Origin of the sequence: Flavobacterium franklandianum (genome assembly GCF_007097365.1) — a bacterium.
Classification (GTDB): Bacteria; Bacteroidota; Bacteroidia; order Flavobacteriales; family Flavobacteriaceae; genus Flavobacterium; species Flavobacterium franklandianum.
In genome coordinates, this window is record NZ_VJZR01000001.1 from 501,880 (window position 1) to 517,666 (window position 15,787).

The 15,787-nt window shown below is 32.3% G+C and carries 7 protein-coding genes; all 7 read right to left on the bottom strand.

The window, feature by feature from the left end; all coding sequences use genetic code 11:
- Window position 1 precedes the first annotated feature (1 nt).
- The 7 genes from FNW17_RS02295 to FNW17_RS02325 all read right to left on the bottom strand — a co-directional run bounded on the left by FNW17_RS02295 (window position 2) and on the right by FNW17_RS02325 (window position 15,068).
- Window positions 2-1,300, bottom strand: a complete 1,299-nt coding sequence (locus FNW17_RS02295) for an MFS transporter (protein ID WP_143390847.1) — start codon at window positions 1,298-1,300, stop codon at window positions 2-4.
- Window positions 1,301-1,428: 128 nt separating this feature from the next.
- Entirely contained in the window at window positions 1,429-2,349 is a 921-nt protein-coding gene (locus FNW17_RS02300) for a hypothetical protein (protein ID WP_143390848.1), read from the bottom strand.
- A 1-nt stretch (window position 2,350) separates the two neighbouring features.
- Window positions 2,351-3,676 (bottom strand): vanadium-dependent haloperoxidase, encoded by a 1,326-nt coding sequence (locus FNW17_RS02305; RefSeq protein ID WP_143390849.1) that lies wholly within the window; start codon window positions 3,674-3,676, stop codon window positions 2,351-2,353.
- Window positions 3,677-3,700: 24 nt separating this feature from the next.
- Window positions 3,701-6,958, bottom strand: a complete 3,258-nt coding sequence (locus FNW17_RS02310; RefSeq protein ID WP_144070772.1) for a VCBS repeat-containing protein — start codon at window positions 6,956-6,958, stop codon at window positions 3,701-3,703.
- The gene (locus tag FNW17_RS02315) at window positions 6,951-10,268 is read right to left on the bottom strand and encodes a VCBS repeat-containing protein (protein ID WP_144070773.1); all 3,318 of its coding nucleotides are present in this window, start codon (window positions 10,266-10,268) and stop codon (window positions 6,951-6,953) included. Before FNW17_RS02315 ends, FNW17_RS02310 begins: the two co-directional genes overlap by 8 nt.
- 271 nt (window positions 10,269-10,539) lie before the next feature.
- Window positions 10,540-12,090, bottom strand: coding sequence for a RagB/SusD family nutrient uptake outer membrane protein (locus FNW17_RS02320; RefSeq protein WP_143390852.1), 1,551 nt, complete (start codon window positions 12,088-12,090; stop codon window positions 10,540-10,542).
- An 11-nt stretch (window positions 12,091-12,101) separates the two neighbouring features.
- Window positions 12,102-15,068, bottom strand: coding sequence for a SusC/RagA family TonB-linked outer membrane protein (locus tag FNW17_RS02325; protein WP_143390853.1), 2,967 nt, complete (start codon window positions 15,066-15,068; stop codon window positions 12,102-12,104).
- Window positions 15,069-15,787: the final 719 nt, after the last annotated feature.

Below are 15,787 nucleotides of genomic sequence, written 5' to 3' on the forward strand. Positions count from 1 at the left end.
ATTATTCACTTAATTTATGTTTTTTGTTTTTGATTAACAAGGTGAAGATAGCTGCCAGTACTAATAATATCCCCGCAAAACGAATTGCTTGACGAGGATCGTTATCTAAAAAGTTCTTTAAAATGTAACCAAAGGACAGGTTTTGAATAATCATTGGAATAACAATCATCATATTTATAATTCCCATATAAACCCCGTAACGCTCTTTTGGAATAACTGCAACGACCATCAAATAGGGAATGCCCATCATACTTGCCCAAGCAATTCCGTAGCCAATAATCACCGCAAAAAACATGTATTGATTTTGAACTATAGGAAACCACAATAAAGAAATAGCTCCAAATAGCAGACACGAAAAATGAATCATTTTTGCACCATGTTTTTTGGCTAATTTGGCCAAATAAAAAGCAATAGAAAATGTCACTATAAATCCAAAAGCACCAATTAATCCATTCCATTCAACCGCTTTTTCGTAACCCATCACATCCTTTGGAGTTACATTCCACACAGACAAGGCGATGCTTTTTGAATTGTTTTGCCAATAGCACATCATCGCATACCACTGAAACAAATACACCAAAAACAGCTGCCACATCACTGTTGGCATATCTAAAACGGCTTTGTAAATATCTATGAAAGGCGAAAAAATATTTAAAGGTTCTGCTTTTAAAATCACTAATTCTTCTGCTGTTGGAGGGATTTCTTTTGTTTTGCTCATACTCCACCAAATGGAAGTAACAGAAAGGATTGCTCCTAAAAAGAAGGAAGCATAAATCCAAGTGGGTAACGAACCTGTATAGCCTACAAAAACAATTGGAAAAAGAAAAAGAGAAATATAGGCCAAAAACTGCCCGAAACCTGTAAAAAAGCTTTGAGCCTGAAAACCTATTGGTTGTTGTTCTTCGTCCAGCGTATCAGCAATAAAAGCTCGATACGGCTCCATAGCGGTATTGTTTCCTACGTCTAAAATCCAAAGCAAACCTGCAGCCATCCATAACGAACTGCTAAATGGGAATAGGAATAATGCGATACTACAAACTATGGCTCCAATAAAAAAGTACGGTTTTCTTCGTCCCCATCTTGGATGCCAAGTTTTATCACTCATTGCACCAATTATAGGTTGAATCAATAAACCCGTTAAAGGCCCTGCAAGATTTAGTATCGGAATTTGGTCTGGATTTGCTCCAAGAAAATCATAGATAGGATTGACAGCGCTTTGTTGCAAACCAAAACTGTATTGAATGCCAAAAAAACCAACATTCATGTTGATAATCTGCCAAAAACTTAATTTAATTTTCATTTTTTTTGCCTTTTATTCTTTAAATATAATTGTAAAATATATAAAAAGAATAGTATTAAAATTAAAAACGTTTTCGGAACAACCGAAAACGTTTTCGAAATATTAGATTTATTCTAAATAGATAAAATTTATTCTACGTCATAAGGAATAATTATTTCCGTTTTCCATTCTAATTCATTACCGCCGTTAAATGGATTGTCTAAGAAATGCTCTAACGGTTTGTTCTTTAGTTTAATATCATGTTTTTTTGCATAATCTAATAATGTAAACCAAGCCCTGTCCGAAGTTCTAAAATTTCCGTAATAGGTGGCCTGAATTCCCTTTATTGACGGTATTGTTTTAAATTTTACAGTACTATCTGGAACATATTTTGTGTCTTTGGAAATTGGAAAACAATAATTAAAACTAACAATTTCTTTATCCTGATCCCAATTGGTAACTTCTAAATAAGGACGAAAACCGATTATTTTTATTTTATTCCTATCTAAATAACCTACAATTTTAGCATCATATCCAATCATAGTTTGTGCTTTTTCTTGCACAACACTTTTTAAAGAAATATATGCTACATAAATTTCTTTTGATGTTTTTTCGCCATCAATTTTAATTTTAAAATCGTCAATATGATCCTCAAGTCCCGTTTTAAAAGATTTGATTTTCTCTATTTGTGCAGTTTTGAATTTGGTTGGATAAAAAGGGACAGTTAATCTATTATACAACGAATGATTTAAATCTTTTATTCCGATAGAAACACTGGTCGTAGAATCGTTTATTGAATTCATATTCCAGGTATATTCCATTTCTTCATCTGCATCTTTCATCTGTTGTTTTATAAAATCGTAATTTCTTTTTTCAAGAATCGTATAATTCTCATTCTTGCCTTTTTTCTGAGCTGTTGACCACTCATTAATGCCTTGAAAAATAGTTCCAGTTGCAGTTTTTGCTGTAAAAGTGATACAATAGTCACTTTCTTTTACAAATAAATACCAACCTAATAAAAGAGAAAACCCAACACTTAAAATTATTATAATTTTTTTTCTAAAATTCATTTTATTTATTCATTTTTAATTTCGTTACAACAAAATCACCTACTTGTTTCCCTTGTATCATACCATTTTCAATTGAGGCTCTATAGTGAATTCCTCCATAAAAACGACTCATAGCTGCTTCTTTTGAGGCAGAATCAAATGATTTGAAACTTCTATTTGGTAAGCCAAAAGGCAATTCTGAATTGTCAACAAAAGAAAAATTATCTCCAAAAATTGATGTTAAAATTGTAGAAGCTACTGTTGATAATACCGAATGTCCGCTTGTATATTCCGGGAAAGGGGGCGTTTGTAAAGCTGGTTTCCAGTTTTCGTCTATATGTTGATTAATCACAGTTTCTGGGCGAATCACATTACTTCTGTATTTTTCGTCCCAGCAGCTTATAAAAGCTTCAAACATTCCTATTGATGTTTTTGTGTAAGCAAATACAGTTTTGTCAAAATCAGCATTTGTTTTTTTACAGGCTATTTTTACAATTCCCATCCAATGCGCACCTGGAGAAATCTTTTTCTTTGCAAACATCATATGACCTTGGGTTACGGAAACATAAGGGTTACAATCCCAAAACTGGGCGATTTTGATTTCGTTACAAGAGTCTCCCTTTTTTTTCATATCTAAACTAATGTTGTACACTTCAATTACTTGCTTGTAAAAAGTAGATTTTTTATCTAACGAAAAGGCTAGTGCGGGTATTGGTTTAAATTGAGATGCTGAATCTAAAACTAAAGTTCTAATTTCTCCCCAATGCGGTTCAACCGCATCCATATATGCTGGAGGAGTTGGTTGCCATCTTCCGGGTTGATTTGTAAAAACAGAAAATTTAGAAAAAGTACGCGTTTGTTTGTAATTGTCTTTTCCCATCCACTTTTTTATGCGTTCGGCAACTTTAAGTCCATATTCTTTAGAAACCTCAAATTCATCTGAGTTTTCATCTCCCCATTTTTTATATAAACTATCTCTGAATTTTTCGACTAATTCCTCGGAAAAAACCAATTGTTTGCTTACTTCCATATGAGCAATTAAAGCCGCTAAAGGTTTGTTTACCCCGCTTTTTGGATCTAATACAGGAATAGAATCTAAGCCTTTTAATTGATGCTGGAGGCTTGTGTAATTTTTGTTGTTTTGTGCAATTATTTCATACGCTGCAATATTAGGATACACAAAAATTCTGCTCGCAACGGGTGGCGAAAAAATATCGTGTATCATAATTTGAACGACATTGTCAATCGATGCGTGATATTCATCTGAGGTAACCTCTATAGATTTTTCTTTTTTACAAGAAATAAATAGTGAGCAGATTATAGCTAAAAGATAAATATTAGATTTCATTTTTTTAATTTATTTGGAATGTTTTTAGTTCTTATTCATAGGTAATTCATAAACTTCTGCTTTTTTATTGTTTATGGTAACCAATAAATATTTTTTATTATTGAAAGTTAAAATATCTAGATGTCTTGCCGCTTTTTGACTTAAGTCAATTCCAACTTGATTTCCAAGATAAATGGTTTTCTCATCTTTAATTAATGCCCCAGAAAAGCCATCAAATCTGCTATGATAAGGAGTTACTCCAAAATAATTTCCAGCAGCAAAAACTTCTTCTTTAACTCCGTCAAATTTTGATTTTACGAAACAATTGATCGGGCCAACTTGCATTTTATTAGAAAATGGTACAAAGGTATATTTGCCTTTGTCATTTCTTAAATAGCCTGATTTCAAATTATGTACTTCGAATAATTTTGCTTTTGCTAACATTTTTTGATCAAAAACGTGTTCCAATGGTTTTCCGGCAAACGACCCATAAGTGTTGAATTTCTTTTTTAGCATTCCGCTAAATTCTTCAGCCAATTCATCTAATCCCATTGTAGTGTAGTATTTCCCGTTTTTTTCAATAGCTACTATTGTTTCAAAAGACCAATTTGCATCAAAATCATCATAATACATTTTCATCGGAAACTCATTTGAGGCATTAAATTTTGAATTCATTCCCCAGTTTCCTAACAAATAATCCTCGTCACCATCGTGATCAATATCAAAGGATTGAATAGATTGCCACAAACCGTTTAATTTTTCTGGTAAAACCGTTTCGGTTACATCTTGAAATTTACCATTTTTGTTTGTATAAAACCTTGGTTTCATCCATTCGCCAACTAAAATTAGATCGGATTTTCCATCTTTGTTAAAGTCAGTTACTGTAGCATCTGTAACCATACCCGTTTTTGCAAATATTTTATTTTCGACTATAGTGAATACTCCTTTATTATTGTTTAATAAATAGCAATCTGGAGTTGAGCCGAAAATATTGTTTTTAGAATTATTTCCAATAAAAAGATCTAAATCACCATCATTATCATAATCAAAAGCTTTTACTACAGCAGCATTTTGAGTTAATATTGGAAATGCAGCTTTACTCAATTGATTATTTTTGTTAAGATACAATCGAGAATCTAAATTTGCAGGATTTTCTCCACCGCCAGAAGCAACAAACAAATCATTTATTTTATCATTATTAAAATCGCCAATTACAGCTGATGCATCTTCATAGATAGAATCATTTTCGATTACAGCAGATGGTTTTTTAGTAAAACCGGCTGCGTTTTGAATATAAATAGCTGCTTTTTTTCCTTTGGCACCTCCAAAGAATAGATCTTCTTTTCCATCTCCATTTAAATCCCCAATTGCTGTTGCAGGACCTCTGTCTGAATGCTGATAAGGAATTAATTTTTGTGCTAGAAAATCAGTATAATCATTTTCTTGATGTATGAAATCGATACCTAAATTATTTTCAACTTTCTTGAAAACAGGCAAAACTGATGGATGTAATTTTCTATAATCAAATGCTTTACGATTAGCATTAGGTTTTATGGTTAGTGTTTGATTTGTTTTTACTTTCTTTAAAGTTTGGGATGTTTTGTCAGGCCATATTACTACTAACGAATCGATACTACTTGCTTTTCCGTATCCAAAATGAATTATTGGTTCCGATGAAGATTGAAATCCTCGGGTAGTTTGCAACTCTTTATATTGCATTTTTCCTTTGTTGTATGAAATTACTTTTGTTCCAATTCCAAAAGTATTTTTGCCGCCAAATCGAAGTCTTATTTTTAAATAATTGGCTTTATCATTGGTTTTGTTAATGTAAATTGAAGCAACAGTGTTAAGATTATTTGTTACTACATCTAAATCTCCATCATTGTCTAAATCTCCATAAGCGCTACCATTAGAAATTATAGAATCGTTTTCAATCCAATCTGATGATTTATTATTAAAAATTAAATCTTTCGAGCCTTGGAAAACATAATTGGTAACCTTTCCATTTGGCATTTTTCGTAAGGCTTCTTTATCTAATAATTTGGTAGAATTAATTTTGGTTTTTACTTGATCATTCGATAAGTATTTTACGTAATCTAAATCATTTGGTCGTTTCGGGATTCCATTACATACAAAAATGTCTTGTTCGCCATCTTGATCGTAATCTGAAAATAAGGCGCTCCAACTCCAGTCTGTTGCTGCAACTCCACTCATTAAAGCGGTTTCGGTAAAGTTATTGCCACCTTGATTTAGTTGCAACATATTTCGGGTGTACTGATAATGATACCCTAATTTTTCTGTTCTAACCTTTAACATTTGAACATTATCATCACCCAATGAAGATTTCAAGACTTTTTCACTTTCAGGAAGCATATCCAAAGTCAAAATATCTGGAAAACCATCGTGATTTACATCAGCAACATCAAGTCCCATTGTGAAACGACTCGTATGACCAAAGTGATTTTTTAAACTTTCGGTAAATGTTCCGTCTCCATTATTGATATAATAATAATCATCTTCGTGGAAATCGTTACAGATATAAATATCGGGATTTCCATCAAGATTAAAGTCGGATATTGCTATTCCTAGCCCGTAACCATTAGCACCGCCAAAAATGCCAGATTTTTCACTAACGTCAACAAATTTGCCATTATCATTTTTAAACAATTTATCGCCGCATTCATAATTTCTTTTGTTTCTAATGGATGCGTTACCATAAGATTCCTCGGAATGTATGGCGTGATTTAATAAATACATATCTAAATCTCCGTCACTATCATAGTCAAAGAAAGCCACTGAAGTGCTGTAATTATCTAAATCTAAGCCATATTCTGCCGAGCTTTCTGTAAAAGTATTGTCTTTGTTGTTGATGAATAATTCATTGTGGCCTTCAAATCCATTAATTCCTACAACGGCGCAAACATAAATGTCTAAATAGCCATCCCCGTTTACATCGGCCATAATGGAACCGGTTTCCCAATCGCTTTCGCCTTCAATACCAGCTTTAGCGCTTATGTCTTCAAATTTATTATCACCTTTATTTAGATATAGTTTATTTTTTCCTTGATTTGATGTAAAATAAATGTCAAGCAAACCATCATTGTTAATATCGCCCAACGCTACGCCACCACCATTATAGTAATAGAGGTAATCTAAAATAGAGATTTTTTTTGACTCTAATAATTGGTTGTTGAAGGTGATATTACTTTTGTTAGAAGCCAGCTTTTCAAACAATAAATCTTGTTTTTTAGAACAACTTGCAAAAAGCCATAAGACCAATAGAATTCTAAGAAAATTATTCATTTAGTTTAAATATTTTGGGAGAATTATCATTGACAACCGCAATAATTGAGATTGTGTTATTTTTATTTTTTATTTTCTGAATGTGTTTCACTTCACCTTTTATATAGAAACCTGATTTGCTATAGGATGTCCAAGTATAGTTTCCGTTTTTATTTCCTAATAAAACACTTCCGTAGTTTGAGTCCAATCTGCCAAATTGAGGTTTGAATTCATATTGGTTTCCACCCAGTAGTATGTCTAAAATGCCATCCTTGTTGACATCTGCCGTGCAAATTGTATTTACAGTAGAAAATTGAACTTCTTTTGGTAATATTTGTATTTCAAATTTTCCGTTTCCTTTATTAATTGCGATTACACTTTCTTGTATGTTGACTGTTTTTTGAATAGAATTATCAATTATTTCTTGCGGAAATAATTCTTGAAATGATTTTTTTGAATAACCGTCATAACTCAAATTCTTCTTTTTTATGATCGGAATTTGTTTGGCTAATTCTGATTTTAGATGAACCGGAATATCTTTGCCGTCAATGGCTCTAGTTGTAATTTGTTCAATAGTACCATTAGCATCAAAGTCATTTATAAACATTCTCATCGGATTTGAAGAGGATGCTTTATAGGAAGTATTGGTTCCTTTGTTGCCAAGAATCAAATCTTTTTTGCCATCATTATTCAAGTCTACACAACTCACAGCATTCCAAAATCCAGAATAACTTGTGAGGTTTGACTTAAATTCAGCTAATCGTCGTCCAGTGTTTTTGAAAATTACCGGAGCCATCCAATCACCAACTAAAATTAAATCTTTTTTGCCATCATTATCAATATCTTCCCAAACTGCATCAGTTATCATTCCGACTTCATCTAGTTTAAATGCTTTTCTACTGGTACTATTTGTAAAATTCCCTTTTCCATCATTTTCTAATAATAATTGTTTTGGAACAATTCCATATATTCCAGGAACACTTCTGCTGCCAATGAAAACATCAATGTCGCCATCATTATCAAAGTCATAAGTTGCAATTACTGATACATTATTATTGGTTGTAGGGATTATATATTTACTCTTAGTGAATATTCCTTTTCCATTATTCAAGTACAAACGATTTTTGTAATTAGCTTGATCTGCTTTTTCATTTCCGCCTGAACCAACTAATAAATCTTGGTCACCATCACCATCTGCATCAAAAAAGCTGGCAGCCGTATCTTCATAATTGGCATCACTATCCAAATCCTTTTGATTAGAAACCGTATAAGAGTCATTTCCATTATTGTAATAAATTTTTCCTGCTTGCTCTTTTGCTCCGCCAATAAACACATCCTCATTTCCATCACCGTTTATATCAGCAACTGCTAATGTTGGTCCTTCTTGAGATAGAATTTTTGAGATTAATCCTTCGTAATCAAAATCGATATATTCATTTTCTTTATGTGTTAAAAAGGTGTTTTTCTTTTCTATAAATATTGGTTTTGGGGTATCAATTTTCAAAATATAGTTTGATTTTGCGTCAGCTATATTTAAACTATAGATTTTGTTATTTGCGACTTTTTTAAGAGTTTGAAATTTTCCATTAGGCCAAATAACTTTCAAAGAATCGATTTTTTTGGTTCCAATTCCAAAAGTCATTACATAATCTATCGAAGATTGGAAACCTCTTGATGGTATTAATTCTTGACGGATTATTTCCTTGCCAGCGTATAATTCGACAACGCTTCCGATGGCAAATTTATTTTGATTTTCGCCTTTAAGTTTAACTTTTATAAAATGATTTTCTTTCTTTTTTTCTGAATTATTTTTATAGACAAAAGCCTCCATATTAACGTTATTTACAACTAAATCAAGATCGCCATCATTGTCTAAATCTCCATAAGCTGCACCGTTTGAAAAACTAGGAGTTCCTAATCCCCAATTTTCGGCTTCATTTGTAAAGGTTAAATTTTTATTATTTTTGAAGGCATAATTTGGGATAGGTGTGCTTGGCATCTTGGCAATAATGGTTTCCATATCTTCTTTTTTACCTGTAATCACCATTTTTTGTAAAAAATCATTTGCGAAAAAGTCCATAAAATCCTGATTAGTCAAATCGTGATAAATACCGTTACAAACATAAATATCTTTATATCCATCATTATCCATGTCAAATAATAAAGCGCCCCAGCTCCAGTCAGTTTTTGCTACTCCGGCGAAATTTGCTATTTCTAAGAATTTGTTATTCTCGTCATTTAGTTGCAAAGTGTTTTGCATATATTGATTAAAGAAATCTAGATTTAATTTTCTAGTAAATAAATCATAGTTGTCAAAATTGGTTGTTTTTTTTAATCGTTCATCATTTTCAGGTAACATATCTGTTGTGAAAATATCGGATTTCCCATCATTATTTACATCGGCCATATCTGCTCCCATTGAGGATTGGCTGATGTGCGATGCCCAGCCTTCAATTTGTTCGGTAAACGTTCCGTTTTTATTATTGATATACAAATAATCTTTTTCGTAAAAATCATTAGAAATATAAATATCAGGATATGAATCTCCGTTCAAATCTCCAACGGTTACTCCTAAACCAAAACCAATTAAGCTTCCGTAAATTCCGGCTTCTTTGCTAACATCAACAAATTTTCCATTGTCATTTCGCATTAATTTGTCACCGCCACCTTTTAGAATATTGGCTACGCCCCAGTCCTTATCTCGTAGTTCCCTTTTGTTAGAATAATTTAAACTGCTTACAGGAATGAAACTGTTATTGAGTATATAACAATCTAAATCACCGTCTTTGTCATAATCAAAAAAGGCCGCATGAGTTGTAATTCCGGTATCTGCAAGATTATATTCTTCGGCTTTTTCTGTAAATGTTAAATTGCCATTATTGATAAATAATTGACTTTTTCGTATAGAATTAATATTGTTTCCTGCATTCGAAACATAAATATCTAGTAAACCATCTCCATTTATATCGATCATGTTTACCCCTGTAGACCATGATTTTGGGAGGTTGATACCTGCTTTTTTTGAAATATCCTGAAATTTTAAATATCCTTTATTCAAAAACAATTTATTTTCGCCAAGATTGGAAGTAAAAAACACATCGGCTAAACCATCATTATTAATATCGCCAATAGCAACACCTCCACCATTATAGAAATTTCTATATTTGAAAATATTCATATTAGCGCCGTTTTTAACTTTATTTACAAACTTAATTCCTGTTGCAGAAGAATCTAATTTGGTGAATAAAGTATCTTTATTTTCTGAATTATTTTTAGAACAATTAGCGAAAAGAACAATAAAAAATGAAAATAGTAGCGCGCGATTAAACATATAAAATGTTATTAATTAAATAATTTGAATGGACTAATTTATACAATATATGTTACATAAAAAAGCAAACAAATAGATAAAGCGGGGGAAATTATGTTAAATAAAACTAAAAATTTTAATTTTTAAAAGGATAATTTTTTGCTTTTATGTATTCTGTTTTTTTGGTAAGAACGAAATGGATTTTAAATAAATGTGATTTTTTTAAAAAAATAAAGAGGGCATTAGAAGACCCTCTTTATAACTAACTAAACCAAAAAAAATTAACAAATCTTTAGTTGTATCCAGGATTTTGTTTGATATTTGGATTCAACAAAGCTGTAGTTGGTATTGGTAACAATACTCTATAGGCATCTGTGTTTTTCATTGTTGCTCTAGAAGTAGTGTAAGTTCCGAAACGGATCATATCATTTCTTCTCCAGCCTTCTTCCCACAATTCTGTAGCTCTAGCTTTATCAATTCCAGCTAAAGTTGACAAATCTATTACGGTAGAAATTCCTTGACGTGCTTGTAATTGAACAGCTATAGAAACAACTGTTGTTGCGCTTGTACCACCTCTTACAATAGCTTCTGCTTTCATCAATAACGCATCTGCGTAACGGAATAATACATAATCGTTTTCTGGCTTATCCATATTGGTTACATCTGGGATGTATTTTTGTGGACGAATTCCCCATCTTTCTAACCAGTTCTCAGAAATGATTTTACCATCTGCTGGTAAACCAGCAAGATCACTTTGAAAATCTAAAGGCAATGAGCCATTTTGAGCTCTTGTTTTTAACGGAACAACTCCACCTAAATCATATTGTTGACCTCTACGCATTCCTAAAGGACTTCCGAAAGCGGCAATAATGGCTGAGTCATCATTTTTAATACGTCTGTCAGACGGGTTAAACTTGTCGTAATATTCCTGTAATACAGAGAAACCGTTCCAGCCACTTGGTACTTGATTGTAATGGTTACCCATATACCATCTTGTTCTTACACCACCCATTTCAACACCAATAATGTTTTTAGCTGTAAAAATCAGTTCAGGACTAGTATGATTTGCTGGTTTAAAGTTATCCCAATAATCATTTGCTAATGAAGTAGCTGAAGATATTGCATTAACGTATTGAATTACTTTATTCATATTAGCAACATTGTTCGCATTAAATCCTATGTGAGTTGGAGCATCAAATACCGCTTTATTCAAATAAATTTTAGCTAACAAAAAGTTGGCTGCATCTTTAGATGCAATTGAAGGATCAGATGTGTTTTTTGCTGGCAAATTAGGCAAGGCTTCTTCAAGCAATGCAATAATTTTAGCTGTAGCTTCAGGAGAAGTCCATACTTTAGGAAAATCATCTGGAGAACTGCCTCCTTCTCTGTAAGGAACTTGACCATACAAATCAATTGCATTATAGTAATAATAAGCTTTCAAAAATTGAGCTTGTGCTTTTTTTGAAGCTGGAATTCCTTGAATTGCTAAAGCCAAATCACAATTATATACACTAGACAACATTTGTCTCCAAGCTGTATTAATTTCTCTACTGTTTGCATCCCAAGTATGATGATGATCTTGTAACCAAGCTCCACCATCTCCCCAGTCACCTGCACGAGTTGGGACAATAACAAAATCTGTTGTTACTTCTTGTACCGCAAATATTCCGTCTTGACCTTCAAATTGACGTAATCCATTGTAAGCTGACGTTAGTACTGCATCTGGATCTGCTTTAGATATGTCAGTTGCATCAAGGATTTGTTCATCTAGATTAGTACAACTAACTCCAAGAACTAATGCTCCTGCAAAAATGCTGTACTTTATAAAATTATTTTTTTTCATTTTTACTCTAATTAAAATGTTACGTTAAGACCTACTGAGAAAGTTCTAGCTCGTGGATAAGATAAATAATCTATACCAGCTGAAGGGACACCATTGAAAGTTTTGTTAGTATCAACTTCTGGATCAAAACCTGAATATTTAGTAATAATAAATAAGTTGGAACCGTTTACATAAAAACGAGCTGATTTCATTTTAAAACGTTCTAAAGCACTTCCTTTAACAGTATAACCTAGGGTTAATTGCCCCATTCTAATAAAGTCTCCTTTTTCAAGATATTTAGTAGATGGTGTGTTGGCATCAGATCTTGATTGAACTGAATTTGCTACTTCTGGAGTTACGTTTTTACCCCCCAATTGATTTTTATAGAAAAGAGCAACATTAGTATTGTTAAATAAATAATTTCCGAAATTTCCGTATAAAGAGGTAGAGAAATCAAATTCTTTGTAAGTCAAATTTGTTGAAAAACCAGCAGTCATTTTAGGTAACGGCTGTTTGTCTAACATTTTTGGCGCACCAGCATCGTCATATTGAGAAATTCCAGCAGCATTATATCCAGAAAATGTTGGAAGATAGTAAGTATATAAAGGATAACCATCTTGAATTCTTTGTACATAAGCATCTGACAAACCTTGTCCGTGAATTGCACCAACATTATAAATGTTAGCTGCTCCTAGATTTTTAATAGTATTTGACAAGAATGCTACGTTACCAGAAAGTTCCCAAGTTAGGTCATTCGTCTCAATTGCTTTGTAATTCAATGAAACCTCAACACCTGTGTTAGTCAGGTTAGCTGGTAAGTTAGTATATTTAATACCTTGTGGAGATGGTTGTCCTGAAGTTGAAGGTATACCAACAATTAAATCTGTAGTATTTTTGCTGTAATAATCTACGGATCCTGATAATTTGTTGTTTAATAAAGTAAAGTCTGTACCTAAACCATAAGAAGTTGTAGTTTCCCAAGTTAATTGAGAATTTGCATTGTTTACAATATTAAATTGATCTGGACCATTGTATTCAATGATACCTAAAGAAGAGTTTCTTGGAAATTCAGTATTACCTGTTTTACCAATATTAGTTCTTAATTTAAAATCATTTACTAATCCGTCTTTTGCCTCAACTATTTTATAAGCTAAACCCAAAGAAGGAAAATTTCCGTATTTTTTACCTTCAGCCGCTTTAGATGATCCATCGCGTCGTACTGTCAAATCTAAATTTAATTTGTTGTAAAAAGCTAACGATGCTCTCGCAAAAACAGATTGCATTTCTACTAATCCGCGGTAAGAACCATTTCTTGTTTCTGTAGGGATTCCACCTTCCATATTTGCTAATAAATTAGTTTGTGTGGCTGCAAAACCTTTTGCAGAAACAAAATTACCAGTAGAATTATAGTTGTAGAAAGAGTAACCAACAATTGCATTCAAGTTGATATTTTTTGTAATATCTTTCGTGAATGTTAAATTATGCTCAATAGTTTTATTAACTCTTTGATCAATTGCAACAGTAGCTTGTCCTCTATAATTTTTTAAATCTGCAGGATTTGTTGCGGTTGCAAAATCTTGAATATTTAAATCTGGAAGAGCTTGTTGTTTTACAGTTGAATTAGAAGTCTCCATACCAAAAACCATATTGTATTTCAAATTGTTAGTTATTTTCACTGTAGTTGTTAAACTTCCTAAAAATTTAGATAAATCTCCATTATTAGAGAACGAATTCATCAAGTGTACAGGGTTAAGATAATCACCACTTACTCTGGTGTATCCACCTGGCATTGTTGCATCATGAACCGAACGTGTCGGATTCCAATACATTGCGGCACTTAGTAAGTTACCAATATAACCTGTGTCGTTTGTAATTAATCCTCTCTTGTCTTTAATATTTGAATAAGAGATACGAGTTTCTATTTTCACTCTACCATCCAAGAAGTCGTTTGAGTTATAAAAACTTGCAGTATATTTATCTAATCCTGTATTTCTAACTATACCATCTGTATTAGCCATTCCTAAGGATACTCTAGTGTTAGACTTTTCAGTTCCACTAGAATAAGACAAATCATGATTCAAAGTGTTGCCTGTTTGTAAAACTTCTTTTTTCCAATCGAATGTTCCACCAAAATGATTTGCATCTTGACCTGGAGTGGCTGCAAGAAATTCATCAGTTGATAATACATTGAATTTTGAAGCATAAGAAGAAGTAGTGTAAGAAGTTGAATATGTTAATTCTGGCTCTTTAGATTTCCCTTTCTTAGTAGTAATAATTATCACCCCATTTGCACCTCTAGCCCCATAAATAGCAGTAGAAGAAGCATCTTTCAAAACAGTCATGCTTTCGATATCATTTTGATTTATAAAACTCAATGGATCCTTAGCAGTCATAGTACCTAAATTCATATTAGCCCCACCTGCGGATACATCACCTCCAGCCAAAGGAACTCCGTCTACAACAATTAGAGGGCCATTACCTCCTCGTAAAGTACCATTACCACGAATTCTAATAGAATTTGCAGCACCTGGCTCACCACTTGAAGATGTAATTTGAACACCAGCTACTTTTCCTTGTAATAGAGAAGCAGGGTTAGTAGCAGCTACGTTGTCAAATTTCTTAGAACTGATTTGATCCACCGCGCCAGTTGCATCTTTTTTCTTAACAGTACCGTAGCCAATAACAACTACTTCTTTTAATTCAGCATTGTCAGCAGCTAAAGTTACTTTTATGTTACTTTTTCCTTCTACATTGATCTCTTGCGATTTTAGTCCAATAAAACTAAAAATTAAAACCGCATTTGATCCCACATTTCTGATGATAAATTTACCATCAAGATCCGTTTGAGCCCCGTTGTTTGTTCCTTTCACTAAAACAGAAGCACCCGGAAGAGGACCACTAGAATCAGAAACGGTACCTGACACATCTTGCGAATAAGTCAAACTGGTACAGAGGAACGTTAGAAACACCATTAAGCCTTTAATTAGACATTTTTTCATACGTAATAAATAAGTTTGGTTAGTATTATATTTAATTAGTTTAAATAAGTTCTCAAACGTAAATATTTAAATTAATTAAATGTTAATAAAATCACAACGAAAACGTTTTCGAACATCCGAAAACGTTTTCGATTTTAAAATTAATTGTTTAAAAAATTAATGTATAAATTACACTTTATGTAAAAAAATGCAATAAAAAAAACATATTTCGTTTATTTTTATCTTTTTGAAAAGCGAAATGCTATTGTTGTTTTAATTGGAGTATGTTTTTAGTAAAAATCAAAATTTTTTGACCTTTTTTGATTTTCTAGTATATATTTAATACTAGAGAATTACAAATTATGCGATTTTCTTATATTTAAGTTTTTATAATTAGGAAATGACCATTACAAAACCGCAACGCATACCTGGATGAAGATATTTTCGAGCAAAGTTTATCATTAAATGAAGTAATTCTGCCTGCCTGTAGACTATCAGGTATTTTAATAAACTACCTCGGGGCAGAGCCCCAGAGGTATTAATAAAATAACAGCCACAGATTCACAGATTTAAAAAAATCATTTTTAATCTGTGAATCTGTGGCAAAAAAACCGTAGCAGAGCTTCGAGGAATTAAACCTAAAGAGATTAAAAAATAGATAAACGCATCAAATAATAAAACACAAACACCATTTTTTGACTATTTTACTAGTTAAAAAATGGTGTTTGCGGGAATTAGAA

Excerpts from the sequence above, each read along its gene's own strand:
- FNW17_RS02295 (WP_143390847.1), bottom strand. The coding sequence starts at position 1,300 with ATGAAAATTAAATTAAGTTTTTGGCAGATTATCAACATGAATGTTGGT.
- FNW17_RS02300 (WP_143390848.1), bottom strand. The coding sequence starts at position 2,349 with ATGAATTTTAGAAAAAAAATTATAATAATTTTAAGTGTTGGGTTTTCT.
- FNW17_RS02305 (WP_143390849.1), bottom strand. The coding sequence starts at position 3,676 with ATGAAATCTAATATTTATCTTTTAGCTATAATCTGCTCACTATTTATT.
- FNW17_RS02310 (WP_144070772.1), bottom strand. The coding sequence starts at position 6,958 with ATGAATAATTTTCTTAGAATTCTATTGGTCTTATGGCTTTTTGCAAGT.
- FNW17_RS02315 (WP_144070773.1), bottom strand. The coding sequence starts at position 10,268 with ATGTTTAATCGCGCGCTACTATTTTCATTTTTTATTGTTCTTTTCGCT.
- FNW17_RS02320 (WP_143390852.1), bottom strand. The coding sequence starts at position 12,090 with ATGAAAAAAAATAATTTTATAAAGTACAGCATTTTTGCAGGAGCATTA.
- FNW17_RS02325 (WP_143390853.1), bottom strand. The coding sequence starts at position 15,068 with ATGAAAAAATGTCTAATTAAAGGCTTAATGGTGTTTCTAACGTTCCTC.